The organism is Streptomyces sp. FXJ1.172 (assembly GCF_001636945.3).
GTDB lineage: Bacteria > Actinomycetota > Actinomycetes > Streptomycetales > Streptomycetaceae > Streptomyces.
Map to the genome: position 1 here is coordinate 1,704,270 of NZ_CP119133.2, position 14,878 is coordinate 1,719,147.

Sequence of the window (14,878 nt, forward strand, 5' to 3'; positions counted from 1 at the left end):
AGTGTGGCCTGCGTCATGGGCCGAGTGAGCCCGGGACACCGCCCCCGTCGGCCCCGCGTCGACCTCGAGAGCGGCGTAAGGGTCGGCTTCCGGCCGGACTTCTGGCCGGACTTCTCGTCGGACTTCTCGTCACCATGGATCAGTCGTGCGCGACCACGACGGCGGGCCCGCCCGGGGCCCGCCGCGGACAGATGCGTCCTCATCCGCCGTGCCGGATCTCCACGTGCCTGGCCTCCGCCTTCTCGGCGCCCAGACCCACGCTGATGGTGAGCATGCCATCGGTGTAATCGGCCTTGACGTCGTTCTCGTCGGCGCCGGGCGGCAGCGTCACGCTGCGGCTCATCTCGCCGTACCGGATCTCGCTGTGGTTCTTGTCGACCTCCCGCTCGGTGCGCTCGGCCTGGACCGTCAGCACTCCGTCGCTGATCATGACGTCGATGTCCCCGGGGGCCATGCCCGGAAGCTCGGCGCGCATGACGTAGCGGTCGTCCTCCGTGTAGTCCTCGATGTGGACCGCGGGCATGGTGAGCCTGCTGGGCAACGTCTCGAACCAGTCCGGGATATCCGGGAACGGGAACCTCTGCCTGCGTGCCAGTGTGGCCATCGCCGCACCTCCTCGGTCGTCGTCTGCCGACACCTTCAGTGCAGCGCGCCCGACGCTGTCGTACTGAGGCCGAACGGCCCACGCCCGGTTCCCCTTTGTCCCTTTTTTCACGGCCCCGGTGCCAGGGCCGACGGGTCCGGTGCGGGGACCAATGGCCCATGTCGGGCCGGCCGCAGCGGGGCCTTCCATGGAATCGGCGGCGGCGCTCGTCCGCGCCACCGCAGGGAAGAGGCGAGGGCGATGCCCGCTCCCGCACCGTTCGAGGAGGATGACCGGACCGTACCTGCTGCCGGCCCCGAACAGGTCCTGGCTCCCGACGAGTTGACGGCCGGAGCGGGCCATGTCCCGGCCCGGTGACCCCCGGCCGGTCGTCGTCGGCGTCGATCCCGATCCGGCCCGCAGGACGGCGCTGGCCTGGGCAGCCGACGAGGCCGTCCGCCGCCGGCTTCCGTTGCGTACGGTCCATGCCGAGGGCGTTCCGACCAGGGGTTATCGCAGACGCGAGGTGCCGCCGTCCTGGGAGGAGTGGAACGAGGCGCTGCACGGCGCCGGGAAGCAGGTGCTGGAGGAGGCCGCGGGCTTCGTCACGGCCCGGCACCCGCAGCTCGAGGCGGACGTCCGGGGGCGGCAGTGTCACAGGGGCCCTGTCGGAGCGACCGCGCCAGGCCGTCACCCCAGCTCTCACCGGACTTGCACGATCACCATCCCAGGTGCCGCAGGAAAGAAGGTGCCCTAATGACCCGGGCCCCGCGCGCAGCCCCGGCCGGCAGACAGGAGGAACCGGATGAAGGTCTCCGAGCTGATGACCGCTCCGCCGGTGTGCGTCACGCCCGACGCCTCCGTGGCCGAGGTGACCCGGCGGATGGCGACGTACGCGGTCGGCTCCGTCCTCGTGGTCGAGGACGGAGCGCTGCACGGCATCGTCACCGACCGCGACCTCGTCCTGCGCGGCATCGGCGGTGGCCTGGACCAGACGGCGCGGGCGGACGCGGTGATGTCGGCGAAGGCGTTCACGGTCAAGGCCGACGACGACCTCCAGGCGGCCTACCGGACGTTCCGCCGTACCGGGGTCCGGCGCCTGCCGGTCCTGGACGCGGGCCGGGTGGTGGGCGTGCTCACGATCGACGACCTGTTCCTCGACATCTTCCGGCGGCTGGCCGACCTGCTGGGTCCGGTCGGCTGGAGCGTCCTGCAGGAACCGCCGGGGCCGTCCGGTCAGTCCCAGGGCCCGGCACGGTCCGGGCCCCCAGTCACTGCTTCGGGGCGCGGACGATCACGACCGGGCAGCTCGCGTGCTGCGCCACGTGCTGGCTGACGGAACCGAGCAGGGCGGCGGCGAACCCGCCCCTGCCCCGGCTGCCGACGACCAGGATCTCGGCTCCGTCGGCGGCCCGCAGCAGCACGTCGGTGGCGTTGCCGTGCACCACATGGGTACGGACCGAGCCCGCCGCGTCCGCGCCGAGCACGTCGGTCAGTTCCTTCCGCATGGCCTGCCGGGTCTCGTTCTCGTCGACGTCCATGTCCACGGCGGGCGCCGACCAGCCGTACAGGCCCGGCAGCTCCCACACCGCGACGGCGTCCACGGTGCCGTCGACCAGACCGGCGTAGCGCACGGCCCAGCGCAGCGCCTCGTACGAGGACGGTGACCCGTCGACGCCGACCACCACCCGGCGCTCGGAGACATCCCTGTCCATGCGTGCCACCTCTTTCGGTGTGTGCGCCCTGCGACCGGTCCGGCTCTCTCCTCCACGCTGCAAGACGTACCGCCGCACCGCCAGAGAAGAGCATCCGGCGGCATGACGCGGAGCACTCGGCCCTGCGCTCCGGAGTCGTCGCTCGACGGGGCCCGGAGTCATGCTGGGGAGTGTCGCCGACGCCATGGCGACGGAGCTGAGGACGGAGGGGCGATGAGCGAACGCGTCGGATCCGGCCCGCGCGCGGAACCCGGCTGCTGCGGTGCTCCGCTGCCGTCGGCCCGGAAGGCACGGCGACGGGCGGGGCGGCCGTCGGCCGGCACCGCCGGCTCGAGCCCCCGCGGCCCGAACGGCGACCGGCTGCTGCTGCCCGACGGCACGTGGCGCCACGTCGAGACGCTCCGGGTGCCGAGTCTGTTCGGCTGAGCGCGATCCCTGCGGCCCCGGGCCCTCGGCCGCGCCGTCAGTGCCGCTGGGGGACGACCGCGACTGGGCACTGGGCATGGTGCAGGAGCGCGTGGCTCACCCGGCCCAGCTGAAGCCCGAAGTGGCCCGCCCTGCGCCGGGCCCCGACGATCACGAGATCCGCGGCCGCCGACCGGTCCACGAGAACCTTGCCGGCCGGCCCCTCGGCCGCCGCCCGGCGCATCCGGACCTGCGGGTGCTCGGCCGTCGCGGCTTCGAGCAGGGCGTCGATGAGAGCGCAGGCCCGCTTCTCGGCCGTGTCCGCCGGTCCCGCGGGCGGTGTCCGGTCGCCGCTGCGGTCGTAGGCGGGCCTGCGCCAGGCGTGCACCACGTCCAGTACACAGCCGCGCGCCTCGGCCTCGCGGAAGGCGAACCGCACGGCTTCCGCACTCGTGTCGGCCTCCCCCAGGCCGAGCAGGATCCGCTCGTGCGCACCCGCCAGGCCCGCCCGGTCCCCGCGCACCACGACCACCGGGCAGTGCGCGCGGGCCGCCACGGCCAGACCGACCGACCCGAGCAGCAGGCCCTTGAGCAGACCACGGCCATGTGACCCCGTCACGAGAGCGAAGGCATGGTTGCCCTCACGCAGGAGGGCGTCCGCCGCGTCCTCCGGGATGATGTCGGTCGTGACCTTCACATCGGTGCTGCGCCGCGCGGCACGGTCGGCCGCGGAGGCCACGATGCGCTCGGCCAGCACCTGCTCGAAGGGGCGTTCGTGCCCCGTGGAGGGAACCCCGCCCTCGTAGCGCTCCCAGAGGGAGGCGTACACCAGCCTGAGCGGAAGACCGTGGCGGACGGCCTCGTCGACGGCCCAGTCGACCGCGAGCAGACACGAGTCCGATCCGTCGACGCCCACCACCACGGGGAGTGTCATGGTCCCCACCGCCTTTCCTGGGGCCGCCGCAGCAGGCGGCGCAGAGGGTGGACTTCACCGTCGCACCGTCGTGGCCGGGTCACGAGGGCGCTTCGGCCCGCGCCGCAGGCCCTTCGGCCCCATGCCGCCCGGCACGCGGAACCTCATCGGCGCCGGCAGGGCACCTGTGCTCCGAGGCCCGTGGCGACCGCTGGTTGCGTGGCAGCCGCTTCCGTCTCGTAAGAAGCTGGACGTGACGGTGAACCGCCCGGCCGAGAGGCTCCCTGGAGGACCTGGCGGGGAATCCGGCACGAGAGGAGACCTGGGCGGTGACGATTCCCCTGGTGGTGGGTGTCGACGGATCCGAGGCGAGCCTCGGTGCGGTCGACTGGGCGGCCGCCGAGGCGGCCCGGCACGCAGTCCCGCTCCAGCTCGTGCACTCGGCGGCCGGCGCGGGCGAGAGCGAGGCCACCGCAGTGATCAGGGCCGCCTCGGCCCGGGCCAGGAAGCGGGCTCCCGCGGTCCCGCTGTCCAGCGAGGTGTCGCACGGGGACGCGGCCTCCGCCCTGCTCGGCATCGGGCACAACGCCTTCGCGCTGGTCCTGGGGTCCAGGGGGTGCGGGGACCTCGACAGCATGCTCCTGGGCTCGGTCGGCCTGGCTGTGGCGGCCCGCGCGGACTGCCCGGTCGTCGTGGTGCGCGGCACCGCGGAGCACCGCGACGCCCGGTTCGGGAGCGTCGTCGTGGGCGTCGAGGACGGGGAGGGCAGCGGTACGGCCGTGGACTTCGCGTTCCGCGAGGCCCGTGTGCGGGACTGCCGGCTCGTGGCGGTGCACGCCTGGACCGCACCGTCCGGCGCGTGCACGACATCGCGAGCCCCGTCGTGGTTCCTGGAGGCCCACCGGCGCCCGCCGGCACAGGTGCTCGATGACGCCCTGCGCCACCCCGCGGACCGGTACCGCGACACCCCGGTGAACCGGCAGCTGATCGAAAAGCCGGCGCGCCGGGCACTGCTGGAAGCCGCGTCGACGGCAGATCTGCTGGTCGTCGGCGCCCGCCGGCGGCTCGGGCATCCGGGTCTGCAACTGGGTCTGATCAATCATGCGCTGCTGCATCACGCGCCGTGTCCCGTCGCGGTCGTTCCCCAGCGGTGACGGGAGCAACGGCCCGCAGGGAAGCGACGGCCCGCAGAGATAGCGAGGAGAGAACGATGTCGCACACAGCACAGTGGACGGTACGTCTGGACCTCTTCGAGGACGACGACGGAACCACGAAGGCACATGTGGTGCTGGACACCGGCACCACGGCGCTCACCGGCCACGGCACGGCGCACTGCAATCCGGCCGACACGAACGTGCCGGAGATCGGCGACGAGCTGGCGGCGGGCAGGGCCATGGAGGACCTCGCCCACCAGCTGCTGAACATCGCCGAACGCGACGTCCAGGGCATGGCGGCGTCCCAGTCCCGTCACATCGTCGGACGGCAGGTGTGAACCCACGCCGGTGCGGCGACCTCGGCGATGTCCGCTGCGTCGGCCCGGGGCCGCGGTCGTGGCGCCCGGCCGGGAAGGCGGACGCCGCGACCGCTCACGTCAGGCCGGTGAGGCGGCCGCCCGGCCGAGGTGCCGGGCGAAGAACCGGACCCCGCTGTCGGCCTCGAACCTGGGCAGTTCCTTGTGCCTGCCCGAGTTGGCGTGCAGCGACTTCTCCTTCGAGGCGAAGGCGTCGAACAGCGCGAGAGCGGACTCGCGCGGGATGTGCTCGTCGTCCCACTGCATGTCGAACTCTATCGGGATGGTGATCTGCTTCGCCTTCTCGGCCAGGACGTCGGGCCAGTGCTGGCCGAAGACCGCGGCCGTGATCCGGGGTTCGGTCGCGACGAACGGCACGCCGATCGCAGTGCCCATGTTGATGCCCCAGTAGCCGACCGGCCCGGCGGTGCCGATCTCCGGGAGTTCCTGGAGGGCGTCCAGGGTCGCCCGCCACTCGGGCACGGCGAGTTCCGCGAGGTGGGCGTTGTAGCGGACGACGATCGGCCCTTCCGGCTCGCCCGCCGCCCTCGCCCGGAACAGCTCGGCGATTTCCTCCTCGTCGTGTGCCGTTCGCGGCCGGTCGCCGTGACCGGGCGCGTCGATGACCGCGACATGGAAGCCGCAGCCGGTCACGAGGAGGCGTGCGCGGCCGGCCATCGCAGGATGCTTCTTGTGGTTGCCGCCCCCGTGCCCCATCAGGACCAGGGGAGCGCGATCCGCGCCGGAAGCCGGCGACCAGAGGACGCCGGGGACCTCACCCACGGTGAAGTCGCGCTCGAGCATGCCGTTCGACGACGACTCGGCGGTGAACTGCAAAGAGTGCACAGGTGTTGCCTTTCGGGAGTGCCTGGGTGTCGGGCGCTCCCGGCGACACCTACGTCAGTCGCCGGGCCGTGACGGCAAGGGGGAGCACCCACGTCGATACAGCGTTCACGGGTCTCACCTCCTTGGACGGTGTCACGGTCAACGCCAGACTACCCACGCGATGATCACCCGCCAACTCCTTTTCCCCGCCACGTGATCAGTGGGTGCGGGTTCCCGGGACGGCGGCCCGGAGCCCATGATGCGGGCATGAAGATTCCCGACCGACGGATCGAACTGTTCACCGGTGCCGGCAGCGAGGACCGGTTCGGCGGCCCCGCGACCGGTGACGAACGGAGCATGCTCGTGGCCATGCTGGACGCCCAGCGCGCCACCCTGAAGCTGAAGTGCTCCGGGCTGGGCCCGGAGTTGGCCCTGCGGTCCGTGTCCCCCTCCTCGCTCTCCCTGCTCGGCCTCGTCCGGCACCTCGCCGACGTGGAGCGCCGCTGGTTCCGGGCCGTGCTCGCCGGGTACGACGTCGAACTGCGCTTCTCCTCCGCGGACGTCCCCGAGGGCGACTTCGACGGCGCCGGGCCCGGCCCCGAGGTCGTGGCGGCGTCCTGGGCGGCCTGGCACGCCGAAGTCGCCTTCGCGCAGGCGTTCGTCGCCGAGGCGCCGCATCTCGACATCGAGGGGCACGATCCCTGGCGGGGCACGGTCTGTCTGCGCTGGGTGCTCATCCACATGATCGAGGAGTACGCCCGTCACAACGGGCACGCCGACCTGATCCGCGAACGAATCGACGGAGCGGTCGGGGTGTGACCCCGAGCGGCTCGCGCACCTGCGCCGCCCTTCCCTCGTTCCGGCCGGGTCAGGCCTGCGCGATCGTCGCCGTCACCGGTGTTCCCGTCTCCACCGTACGGCTGACCGTGCAGAGGCGGTCGTGGGAGGCCTTCACCGCCCGGGGCAGGATCGCCCGGGCCCGCTCGGCACCCTCGCCGTCCGGGAACGTGACGTGGAAGGTCACCGCGAGGCCGGTGAGGCGGTTGCCGAGCTCGTCTTCGGTCTTGGTGCCCTGTACGGCGACGGTGAAGGCCGTGGGCTCGGCGTGCCGGCCGGTCGCGAGGTCCACGTCCACGGCCGTGCAGCCGCCGAGCGCCGCGAGCAGCAGCTCGACGGGGCTGAACTCGGTGTCTCCTTCGGCGCCGGTGCCGAAGGAGACCGTGCCGCCGCGTGCGTTCGTCGCCACGTAGTGGCCGGTACTGGTGCGCTCGACGGTGACAGATCGCAGGGAGGTGTCGGTCATGCCGGCGACCCTAACGCCACCGGCCGTCTCAACGGCCGATCGCCTTGCCGCGGCTGAGCAGGCCACGGGGTCGAGGGCGCCGGCTCGCCGACCACACCGGCCTGGAGGCTCTCTACGTCTCCAAACACAGGGAAGGCCATCGACGTCGTCCAGGGGCTGCTGCTGCGGCGGCTGGACCCGCTCGGCGGACCGGACAGCGCGCGCCCGCGAGTTCACCCGTGAGCTGACTGGCCGCCCGGGCACACGGAACGGTTAGTGGAATATTGAACGACCGGGTTCCGTTGTGGCCGCCGAAGGAGGTCGTCAGTGGAGACGCGAGTGGAGACCACGTACTACGAGCACGGCACGCCCGCCGAGCGCTGGGAGCGGGCGCAGCAGTTCTTCGACGCCAAGGACTACACGGGCGCGGCACAGGTGCTGGCCGGGCTGGTCGAGGAGGTGCCGGAGCAGACCGGACCCCGGCTGCTGCTGGCCCGCGCCTACTACCACTCGGCCCAACTGAGCCGCGCCGAAGCCGAGTTGCGTGTCATCGTCGAGCGCGACCCAGTGGAGCACTACGCCCGGCTGCTGCTGGGCCGCACCCTCGAGCGGCAGTCCCGGCACGAGGAGGCCGGGCGGCATCTGCGGATCGCCTCGGCGCTCGCGGGTGACTTCCCGCAGGAGTGACCGGCACGTCGTGGGCCCGGTTCCGGTGCGGGGACCGGGCCCACGGCATGCGGACACGCACCGGGAGCGGCGCGGGGGCATGGCATCCTGGCGCGATGGCACCCTCCCGTGATCACGCGCAACTCACCGAGCGGGTCGAGGAACTCCTCGCCGCCGGCGGCCCCTTGCCCATCGTCGCCGCCGGACAGCCGGTGCTGCGGCACGGCGCCGAGCCGTACGACGGCCAGCTCGGTCCCGCCCTGCTCGCCCGCTTCGTCGAGGCCCTGCGCGTCACCATGCACGCCGCTCCCGGCGTGGGCCTGGCCGCGCCGCAGGTCGGTGTACCGCTCAGGATCGCGGTCATCGAGGACCCGGCGCCGGTGCCCGAGGAGGTCGCGGCGGCCCGGGGCCGCGTCCCGCAGCCGTTCCGGGTCCTGGTCAACCCCGTGTACGAGCCCGTGGGCACCGCGCGCGCCGCGTTCTTCGAGGGCTGCCTGAGCGTGCCGGGCTGGCAGGCGGTGGTGGCCCGGCACACCGAGGTACGGCTGCGGGGTGCGGACGAGCAGGGGAGGGCGCTGGACGAGGTGGTCACCGGCTGGCCGGCCCGGATCGTCCAGCACGAGACCGACCACCTCGACGGCACCCTCTACCTGGACCGCGCCGAACTGCGCTCCCTGTCCACGCACGAGGCCGTGGCGGCCCTGTGGGCCCAGCCGACGCCGGACGCGGCGGCCGAGGCCCTCGGTTTCGAACTCCCCTGACTCCGGGCTCAGTTGTCGCGGTACGCCTCCAGCAGCCGCAGCCACACCTCGCTCAGCGTCGGGTACGAGGGGACCGCGTGCCACAGGCGGCCGACCGGGACACCGCCCGCGACGGCGACGGTCGCCGAGTGGATGAGCTCACCGACACCGGGGCCCACGAAGGTGACACCGCGCAGGCTCTCGTCCTCCAGGTCGACCACCATCCGGGCGCGGCCCTTGTAGCCGTCGCCGTACAGGCCCGCCCCGGCGACCGAGGAGAACTCGACGTCGACGGCGCGCACACGGTGGCCGGCCTGTTCCGCCTCGGCGAGCGAGAGGCCGACCGCGGCGGCCTCGGGGTCGGTGAAGACGACCTGCGGTACGGCGTGGTGGTCGGCGGTGGCGGCGTGCGCGCCCCAGGGCTCCTCCAGCGGGGTGCTGCCCGCCGCGCGGGCGGCGATGGCCGCGCCCGCGATCCGGGCCTGGTACTTGCCCTGGTGGGTGAGGAGGGCACGGTGGTTGACGTCGCCGACGGCGTACAGCCAGTCGGTGCCGGTGACGCGCAGGCTGTCGTCCACGTCCAGCCAGGAGCCCGGTTCCAGGCCGACGGTGTCCAGGCCGATGTCGTCGGTGTGCGGGACGCGGCCGGTGGCGAAGAGGATCTCGTCGGCCTCCAGCCGCTCGCCCGCGTCGGTGACCACCACGGCGGTGCCGTTCTCGCGGGTGACGGAGGCGACGGAGACACCGGTGCGGACGTCGGCACCCGCCTCGGTGAGCGCCTCGGCGACCAGTTCCCCGGCGAACGGCTCCATCCGGTTCAGCAGGCCCTTGCCCCGCACCAGCAGGGTGACCCGCGAGCCGAGGGCCTGCCATGCGGTGGCCATCTCGGTGGCGACGACACCGCCGCCGACGACGATCAGCCGGGCGGGCGCCGCCTCGGCGCTGGTCGCCTCCCGGCTGGTCCAGGGCTTCACCTCGGCGAGGCCGGGCAGGTCGGGCAGCTGGGCGCGGGTGCCGGTGGCGACGGCGACGGCGTGCCGGGCTGTGAGGGTCGTGACCGTGCCGTCCGGGGCGGTCACGGTGACCGTGCGAGGGCCGGCGAGCCGGCCGTGGCCGCGGTACAGGTCGGCGCCGATGCCGCGCACCCAGGCGGCCTGGCCGTCGTCCTTCCAGTGCGAGGTGTACTCGTCGCGGCGGGCGAGGACCGCCGGGGTGTCGAGCGGGCCCTGGACCGCCCCGTCGAGGCCGGGCAGGCGGCGGGCGTCCGCCTGGGCGATCACTGGCCTGAGCAGGGCCTTGCTGGGCATGCAGGCCCAGTACGAGCACTCGCCGCCGACCAGCTCGCTCTCCACGATCGCGGTGGTGAGGCCGGCCGCGCGCGTGCGGTCGGCGACGTTCTCCCCCACGGGTCCGGCCCCGAGCACCACGACGTCGTACGCGATGACTTCCGTTTCCGTCATGGACCCAGTCTGGTGGGTGGTGTGCGCGGCGGCCACACGGGTACGTGCGCGGAATGCGGTCGTGCACAGGTGGAATAGGCGACCGCACGGCCGTGTTTGCGCCGACGGCACACCCCACACCGGGAAGTAGGGATTCACACGATGAGCAGCACCGTGGAGCTGACCAAGGACAACTTCGACCAGACGGTCACCGAGAACGAGTTCGTTCTCATCGACTTCTGGGCGTCCTGGTGCGGGCCGTGCCGGCAGTTCGCGCCGGTCTACGAGAAGGCCGCCGAGGACAACCCCGACCTGGTCTTCGGCAAGGTGGACACCGAGGCCCAGCCGGAGCTGGCGGCGGCCTTCAACATCCAGTCGATCCCTACGCTGATGATCGTCCGTGACAAGATCGCCGTGTACGCCCAGCCGGGCGCGCTGCCCGCGCCCGCGCTGACGGACATCATCGGGCAGGCCCGGAAGCTGGACATGGACGAGGTCCGCAAGAGCGTCGCCGCCCAGCAGGACGGCGCGCAGTAACGCGACCGGACGGGACCCGCGGGCCGGGGCCCCGGCGGCGCGATCAGCTGGACTCGCGCGGGATCACCGAGGCCCCCAGTACGGTGCGCACCTCCGGCTCACCGCCGGGGTCGCGCACCGCGCGGTCGACCAGTTCGGCCAGATCGCGGCCCGAGGGCAGGTCGATGTGGACGGTGCTGAGCCGGGGGCGCAGCAGCCGGCCGAGCATCAGGTCGTCGGCGCCGATCACGGCCACGTCCTCGGGGACGCGCAGCCCCTCGTCCTGGAGGGCGCGCATGAGCAGCATCGCGTACTCGTCGTTGTAGGCGAACACCGCGTCCAGCCCCCACTCCCGCCAGCGGGCCGCGAGCCGGGCGGCCGACTGCTCCGAGTACGCGAGCGGCAGCTCCGTCACGGCCGCGTCCGCGGCGCGCGCGGCCTCGCGCACACCGGCGAGCCGGGGCCGGGAGTAGAACTCCAGGCCGGGCTCCTCCGGCACCACGACACCGATCCGGCGGCGGCCCCGGGCCAGCAGGTGCTCACCCGCGCAGTGGCCGACCGCGTCGTGGTCCATCAGCAGGGCGTACGCGCCCTCGACGCGCACGGGGCCGAGGGTGACCACGGCCCGGGCACCGGAGCGCTTGAGGACCTCCACGCCCCGCGGTCCGAGTTCCGCGCCGGGCACCAGGACGGCGACCGGCCGCAACTCGGCCCAGGCGCGGGCGGCCTCGTCGGCGTGCAGGCCGACCGTGCCGTACTGCACGACGGTGTAGTCGAGGCGGCCGAGCGCCTGCTGGAGATCGTTGAGGAACCTGCTGTAGAGGGGTCCCGCCGGGATCGCGGGGGCGGGCATGAGGACCATGCGGCTGTGTCCGGCACGCAGGCTGCGGGCGGCGGCGTGGGGCACGTACCCCAGTTCCCGCGCGGCCTCGTGGACGCGCCGGCGCGTCGGTTCGCTGATCCGTACGGCGCTGGTGTTGTTGAGGACGTAGGACACGGTCGCGCGTGAGACTCCGGCCAGGCGGGCGACGTCGGCGCTCGTGGGCGTGTTCGGTATCTGCACCATGACAGACCGCATCTTGGCAGAGCGGCGGGCGCCGGGAGCGGGCGGGGCGATGTGGTTCACCGTTCGACCAGTTCTCCCGGACCGGAACGCCCTCGCGGACAGCAGAGGGCGGGCCCGGCCGGACGCTCGCGGCGGCAGCTGCTCCCGGCCGATGCCCCGCAGGGGCCGGCCGCGATGGTCACGCAGGACGCCCGAGCGGCCGTCAGCGCGGCGGCGGTTCGGTGCCGGTCACCCGGGCGACCAGGTCGGTCCAGCCGGCCTCGAGGCGTTCCATGGGCATACCGCACTGCCGGGTCTGGTGGTGGATCAGGGCCGGGTCGAGCGAGGCCAGCAGGGTCTGGGCCAGCAGGTCGCAGTCGGCGTGCGGCACGATCTGCCGCAGCAGCATCGTGATGTGCGTGCGCCGCGCCGCGATCGCCGGATGGGAGAAGCGACGGCTGGGCTCCGGCTGGGCGGCCAGCTGGAGGTCGAGCTGCTCGGCGGACCGGTACAGCACCGCCACACCGAACGCGCGCAGCCGGTCCAGGGGCGGCGCCCCGGGGCCCAGCGGCGGCGGCCCGCCCAGGAAGTCGGCCTGGAGCCGCCGGTCGGAGTGGTCGAGCAGGGCCATCAGCAGCCCCGTGCGGTCACCGAAGCGGCGGAACACCGTGCCCTTGCCGACCTTGGCCGCCGCGGCCACCGCCTCCATGGTGACCCCGGCCACCCCGTGTTCGGCGATCAGGCGGGCGGCGGCCTCGAGGAGCCGGGCCCGGTTGCGGGCCGCGTCGGCGCGCAGGCACGGCTCCTCGGAGACAGGGGCGACCTGCAGCAGCTGAGGCGCGTCGAAGGGCTCCTCAGGCATCGGGAAGGGGGGCGGCGCGGCGGACATGACGCCAGCGTAAAGCATCGGGAAGAAAACTGGACCGCGGTCCGCTTAGAGTGGTACACACTAAACGGACCTCGGTCCGGATCATCACCGCGATGTTTCAGCCCCTTGGAGTTCCCATGTCTGTCCGTATCCTCGCGTTCGTCGGCAGCCTCCGCGCCGGTTCCCACAACCGCCAGCTCGCCGAGGCGGCCGTCAAGCTCGCTCCCGAGGGCGCCGAGGTGGTGCTCTTCGAGGGCCTGGCCGACGTCCCGTTCTACAACGAGGACATCGACACCGAGGGCAGCGTCCCGGCCGCCGCCGCGAAGCTGCGCGAGGCCGCCCAGGCCGCCGACGCCTTCCTGCTGTTCTCCCCCGAGTACAACGGCACCATCCCGGCCGTGCTGAAGAACGCCATCGACTGGCTGTCCCGCCCGTACGGCGCCGGCGCCTTCGGCGGCAAGCCCGTGGCCGTGATCGGCACCGCCTTCGGCCAGTACGGCGGCGTATGGGCGCAGGACGAGGCCCGCAAGGCCGTGGGCATCGCCGGCGGCAAGGTGATCGAGGACATCAAGCTCTCCATCCCGGGCTCCGTGACCCGTTTCGCCGAGACCCACCCGGTGGACGACGCCGAGGTCGCCGCCCAGCTGACCGAGGTCGTCGCCCGGCTGCACGGCAACGTGGGTGAGACCGCGGCCGCCTGAGCCGCCGCACACCCCAAAGGGGGCCGGAGTCGCACACTCCGGCCCCCTTTCGCGTGCGCGGGCGGCTCGGTCGAGCCCGCCTGACCGAAACCCGTAGGGCAGCCCCCGCCCGGGCGTTACCGTTCGGTAGACATCGTGCCCGGAGCCTCCCGGAGGTACTCCCCATGACGCCCGACCGCGCCCCAGGCCTCGCCGAGAGCCGACGTGCCCTCGCCGGCGGGGAGGTGACCTCCGTCGCGCTGGTGGAGCGGGCACTGGCCCGGATCCAGGCCACGCAGCCGACGCTGAACGCGTTCCGGATCGTGCGGGCCGAGGCCGCGCTCGCCGAGGCGGAGGCCGCCGACCGGGAGCTGGCCGCCGGGGTGCGGCGCCCGCTGCTCGGGGTGCCGGTGGCGGTGAAGGACGACATGGACGTGGCCGGCGAGCCGACCGCGTTCGGCTGCCGCGGCGACTTCCCGCCGGCCGCAGCGGACGGCGAGGCGGTACGGCGGCTGCGCGCGGCCGGTGCCGTGATCATCGGCAAGACGAACACCTGTGAGCTGGGTCAGTGGCCCTTCACCGAGGGGCCGGCGTTCGGGGACACCCGCAATCCGTGGCACACCGGGCACACGCCCGGCGGCTCGTCCGGAGGTTCCGCCGCCGCCGTCGCCGCCGGGCTCGTGCCCGCCGCGCTCGGCTCCGACGGCGCCGGTTCGGTCCGGATCCCGGCCTCCTGGACCCATCTGATCGGCATCAAACCGCAGCGCGGGCGCATCTCGACCTGGCCGCACGGAGAGTCCTTCCAGGGCATCACGGTCAACGGCACCCTCGCCCGCACGGTCGCCGACGCGGCCCTGCTGCTGGACGCGGCGAGCGGCAACCACGCCCGCGACCCGCACCGGCCGTCCGCCCTCACGGTGGCGGACGCCGTCGGACGCGACCTGGGCCGACTGCGCGTCGCCGTGTCGCTGAAGCCTCCGTTCACCGCCCTGCCGGCCCGGCTGCACCCGCAGATACGCGCCCGGGTCGTCGAAGTCGCCGGGCAACTGGCCGCGTTGGGGCACGACGTCGAAGAGGCCGATCCGCCGTACGGGCCGATCGGGCTGACCTTCGTACCGCGCGCCACGGCCGGTATCGCCGAGCGGGTCCGCGACGTGCCCGACCCGGCGCTGCTCGATCCGCGCACCCTGGGCGCGGCCCGGATGGGCCGGCTGCTCGGCGGGGCGCCGCTGCGGGCGGCCCGGCGCGCGGAGACGGTGCTGCACCGCCGCATCGGCCGGTTCTTCGCTTCCTACGACGTGATCCTCGCGCCCACGACGGCCGCTCCCCCGCCCCGGACAGGCACCCTGTCCCGGCTGGGCGGACTCGCCACGGACCGCGCGATGATCGCCGCCTGTCCCTATGCCTGGCCGTGGAACGTGCTGGGCTGGCCGGGCGTGAACGTGCCCGCCGGCTTCGTCGACGGCGGCCTGCCAGTCGGCGCCCAGCTGCTCGGCCCGGCCGGCAGCGAGCCCCGGCTGGTCTGCCTCGCCGCACAGTTGGAGTCGGAGCTGCACTGGCACGAGCTGTGGCCACCGGAGCCGGCGGTGGATTCCCAGCCCGTGTGAGGGCGTACGTCCCGGTGGTCCGCGGCAGTTGAGCCGGGCCGACGGCGGTGCGTGGCCCGCACCACCGGCGGCGCCTGCGGACCG

General features: G+C 73.5%; 19 protein-coding genes. 11 read left to right on the plus strand and 8 right to left on the minus strand.

Translation table 11 applies throughout. The features are described 5' to 3' along the window. Positions 1-199: 199 nt before the first annotated feature. On the minus strand, positions 200-604 hold the full coding sequence (locus tag A6P39_RS07625) for an Hsp20/alpha crystallin family protein (protein ID WP_067043373.1): 405 nt from the start codon (positions 602-604) through the stop codon (positions 200-202). 340 nt (positions 605-944) lie between these two features. Here A6P39_RS07625 and A6P39_RS07630 point away from each other — a divergent pair, with 340 nt between their 5' ends. After that, the gene (locus tag A6P39_RS07630) at positions 945-1,340 is read left to right on the plus strand and encodes a universal stress protein (RefSeq protein ID WP_067043370.1); all 396 of its coding nucleotides are present in this window, start codon (positions 945-947) and stop codon (positions 1,338-1,340) included. Positions 1,341-1,388: 48 nt separating this feature from the next. Continuing rightward, entirely contained in the window at positions 1,389-1,919 is a 531-nt protein-coding gene (locus A6P39_RS07635) for a CBS domain-containing protein (RefSeq protein ID WP_079133264.1), read from the plus strand. Here the strand turns inward: A6P39_RS07635 and A6P39_RS07640 are convergent. After that, positions 1,855-2,298, minus strand: a complete 444-nt coding sequence (locus tag A6P39_RS07640) for a universal stress protein (RefSeq protein WP_067043367.1) — start codon at positions 2,296-2,298, stop codon at positions 1,855-1,857. The two genes, A6P39_RS07635 and A6P39_RS07640, sit on opposite strands and share 65 nt — an antisense overlap. Positions 2,299-2,511: 213 nt before the next feature. Here A6P39_RS07640 and A6P39_RS07645 point away from each other — a divergent pair, with 213 nt between their 5' ends. Continuing rightward, a complete protein-coding gene (locus tag A6P39_RS07645; RefSeq protein WP_067043364.1) occupies positions 2,512-2,724 on the plus strand; it encodes a hypothetical protein in 213 nt (70 codons plus the stop codon). 37 nt (positions 2,725-2,761) lie between these two features. Here A6P39_RS07645 and A6P39_RS07650 read toward each other — a convergent pair whose 3' ends face one another. Next, entirely contained in the window at positions 2,762-3,637 is an 876-nt protein-coding gene (locus A6P39_RS07650; protein ID WP_079133265.1) for a universal stress protein, read from the minus strand. Between the two features lie 308 nt (positions 3,638-3,945). Here A6P39_RS07650 and A6P39_RS07655 point away from each other — a divergent pair, with 308 nt between their 5' ends. Beyond that, the gene (locus A6P39_RS07655; RefSeq protein ID WP_067043358.1) at positions 3,946-4,770 is read left to right on the plus strand and encodes a universal stress protein; all 825 of its coding nucleotides are present in this window, start codon (positions 3,946-3,948) and stop codon (positions 4,768-4,770) included. Positions 4,771-4,826: 56 nt separating this feature from the next. Next, complete coding sequence (locus A6P39_RS07660; protein ID WP_067043354.1) at positions 4,827-5,108, plus strand: DUF1876 domain-containing protein; 282 nt, start codon at positions 4,827-4,829, stop codon at positions 5,106-5,108. A gap of 99 nt (positions 5,109-5,207) precedes the next feature. On the opposite strand, the gene A6P39_RS07665 is transcribed toward A6P39_RS07660, so the two are convergent. Further along, positions 5,208-5,972 carry an alpha/beta hydrolase gene (locus A6P39_RS07665; RefSeq protein ID WP_067043351.1) on the minus strand — a complete coding sequence of 255 codons (765 nt, stop codon included), beginning with the start codon at positions 5,970-5,972 and terminating at the stop codon, positions 5,208-5,210. Positions 5,973-6,218: 246 nt separating this feature from the next. On the opposite strand from A6P39_RS07665, the gene A6P39_RS07670 reads away from it, so the two are divergent. After that, positions 6,219-6,770: a DinB family protein gene (locus A6P39_RS07670; protein WP_067043346.1), complete on the plus strand. Its 552-nt coding sequence runs from the start codon at positions 6,219-6,221 to the stop codon at positions 6,768-6,770. 49 nt (positions 6,771-6,819) lie between these two features. Here the strand turns inward: A6P39_RS07670 and A6P39_RS07675 are convergent, their stop codons facing one another. Beyond that, on the minus strand, positions 6,820-7,254 hold the full coding sequence (locus A6P39_RS07675) for an OsmC family protein (protein WP_067043343.1): 435 nt from the start codon (positions 7,252-7,254) through the stop codon (positions 6,820-6,822). A 318-nt stretch (positions 7,255-7,572) separates the two neighbouring features. On the opposite strand from A6P39_RS07675, the gene A6P39_RS07680 reads away from it, so the two are divergent. Together A6P39_RS07680 and A6P39_RS07685 are read left to right on the plus strand one after the other, a co-directional pair. Then, complete coding sequence (locus A6P39_RS07680; protein WP_067043339.1) at positions 7,573-7,920, plus strand: tetratricopeptide repeat protein; 348 nt, start codon at positions 7,573-7,575, stop codon at positions 7,918-7,920. Between the two features lie 95 nt (positions 7,921-8,015). Continuing rightward, positions 8,016-8,660 (plus strand): peptide deformylase, encoded by a 645-nt coding sequence (locus tag A6P39_RS07685; protein WP_067043336.1) that lies wholly within the window; start codon positions 8,016-8,018, stop codon positions 8,658-8,660. 8 nt (positions 8,661-8,668) lie between these two features. Here A6P39_RS07685 and A6P39_RS07690 read toward each other — a convergent pair whose 3' ends face one another. Continuing rightward, entirely contained in the window at positions 8,669-10,099 is a 1,431-nt protein-coding gene (locus A6P39_RS07690) for a dihydrolipoyl dehydrogenase family protein (protein WP_067043409.1), read from the minus strand. A gap of 141 nt (positions 10,100-10,240) precedes the next feature. Between A6P39_RS07690 and trxA the strand changes: the two genes are divergently transcribed. Next, positions 10,241-10,615, plus strand: a complete 375-nt coding sequence (trxA, locus tag A6P39_RS07695) for a thioredoxin (RefSeq protein ID WP_067043333.1) — start codon at positions 10,241-10,243, stop codon at positions 10,613-10,615. A gap of 43 nt (positions 10,616-10,658) precedes the next feature. Here trxA and A6P39_RS07700 read toward each other — a convergent pair whose 3' ends face one another. Next, positions 10,659-11,672 (minus strand): LacI family DNA-binding transcriptional regulator, encoded by a 1,014-nt coding sequence (locus A6P39_RS07700; protein WP_199840756.1) that lies wholly within the window; start codon positions 11,670-11,672, stop codon positions 10,659-10,661. Positions 11,673-11,862: 190 nt separating this feature from the next. Beyond that, entirely contained in the window at positions 11,863-12,546 is a 684-nt protein-coding gene (locus A6P39_RS07705) for a TetR/AcrR family transcriptional regulator (protein WP_199840754.1), read from the minus strand. A gap of 98 nt (positions 12,547-12,644) precedes the next feature. On the opposite strand from A6P39_RS07705, the gene A6P39_RS07710 reads away from it, so the two are divergent. Both A6P39_RS07710 and A6P39_RS07715 read left to right on the plus strand, forming a co-directional pair. Beyond that, a complete protein-coding gene (locus tag A6P39_RS07710; RefSeq protein ID WP_067043327.1) occupies positions 12,645-13,208 on the plus strand; it encodes an NADPH-dependent FMN reductase in 564 nt (187 codons plus the stop codon). Positions 13,209-13,372: 164 nt separating this feature from the next. Then, the gene (locus A6P39_RS07715; RefSeq protein WP_067043324.1) at positions 13,373-14,794 is read left to right on the plus strand and encodes an amidase; all 1,422 of its coding nucleotides are present in this window, start codon (positions 13,373-13,375) and stop codon (positions 14,792-14,794) included. Positions 14,795-14,878: the final 84 nt, after the last annotated feature.

Excerpts from the sequence above, each read along its gene's own strand:
- A6P39_RS07625 (WP_067043373.1), bottom strand. The coding sequence starts at position 604 with ATGGCCACACTGGCACGCAGGCAGAGGTTCCCGTTCCCGGATATCCCG.
- A6P39_RS07630 (WP_067043370.1), top strand. The coding sequence starts at position 945 with ATGTCCCGGCCCGGTGACCCCCGGCCGGTCGTCGTCGGCGTCGATCCC.
- A6P39_RS07635 (WP_079133264.1), top strand. The coding sequence starts at position 1,389 with ATGAAGGTCTCCGAGCTGATGACCGCTCCGCCGGTGTGCGTCACGCCC.
- A6P39_RS07640 (WP_067043367.1), bottom strand. The coding sequence starts at position 2,298 with ATGGACAGGGATGTCTCCGAGCGCCGGGTGGTGGTCGGCGTCGACGGG.
- A6P39_RS07645 (WP_067043364.1), top strand. The coding sequence starts at position 2,512 with ATGAGCGAACGCGTCGGATCCGGCCCGCGCGCGGAACCCGGCTGCTGC.
- A6P39_RS07650 (WP_079133265.1), bottom strand. The coding sequence starts at position 3,637 with ATGACACTCCCCGTGGTGGTGGGCGTCGACGGATCGGACTCGTGTCTG.
- A6P39_RS07660 (WP_067043354.1), top strand. The coding sequence starts at position 4,827 with ATGTCGCACACAGCACAGTGGACGGTACGTCTGGACCTCTTCGAGGAC.
- A6P39_RS07670 (WP_067043346.1), top strand. The coding sequence starts at position 6,219 with ATGAAGATTCCCGACCGACGGATCGAACTGTTCACCGGTGCCGGCAGC.
- A6P39_RS07675 (WP_067043343.1), bottom strand. The coding sequence starts at position 7,254 with ATGACCGACACCTCCCTGCGATCTGTCACCGTCGAGCGCACCAGTACC.
- A6P39_RS07685 (WP_067043336.1), top strand. The coding sequence starts at position 8,016 with ATGGCACCCTCCCGTGATCACGCGCAACTCACCGAGCGGGTCGAGGAA.
- A6P39_RS07690 (WP_067043409.1), bottom strand. The coding sequence starts at position 10,099 with ATGACGGAAACGGAAGTCATCGCGTACGACGTCGTGGTGCTCGGGGCC.
- trxA (WP_067043333.1), top strand. The coding sequence starts at position 10,241 with ATGAGCAGCACCGTGGAGCTGACCAAGGACAACTTCGACCAGACGGTC.
- A6P39_RS07700 (WP_199840756.1), bottom strand. The coding sequence starts at position 11,672 with ATGCGGTCTGTCATGGTGCAGATACCGAACACGCCCACGAGCGCCGAC.
- A6P39_RS07705 (WP_199840754.1), bottom strand. The coding sequence starts at position 12,546 with ATGCTTTACGCTGGCGTCATGTCCGCCGCGCCGCCCCCCTTCCCGATG.
- A6P39_RS07710 (WP_067043327.1), top strand. The coding sequence starts at position 12,645 with ATGTCTGTCCGTATCCTCGCGTTCGTCGGCAGCCTCCGCGCCGGTTCC.
- A6P39_RS07715 (WP_067043324.1), top strand. The coding sequence starts at position 13,373 with ATGACGCCCGACCGCGCCCCAGGCCTCGCCGAGAGCCGACGTGCCCTC.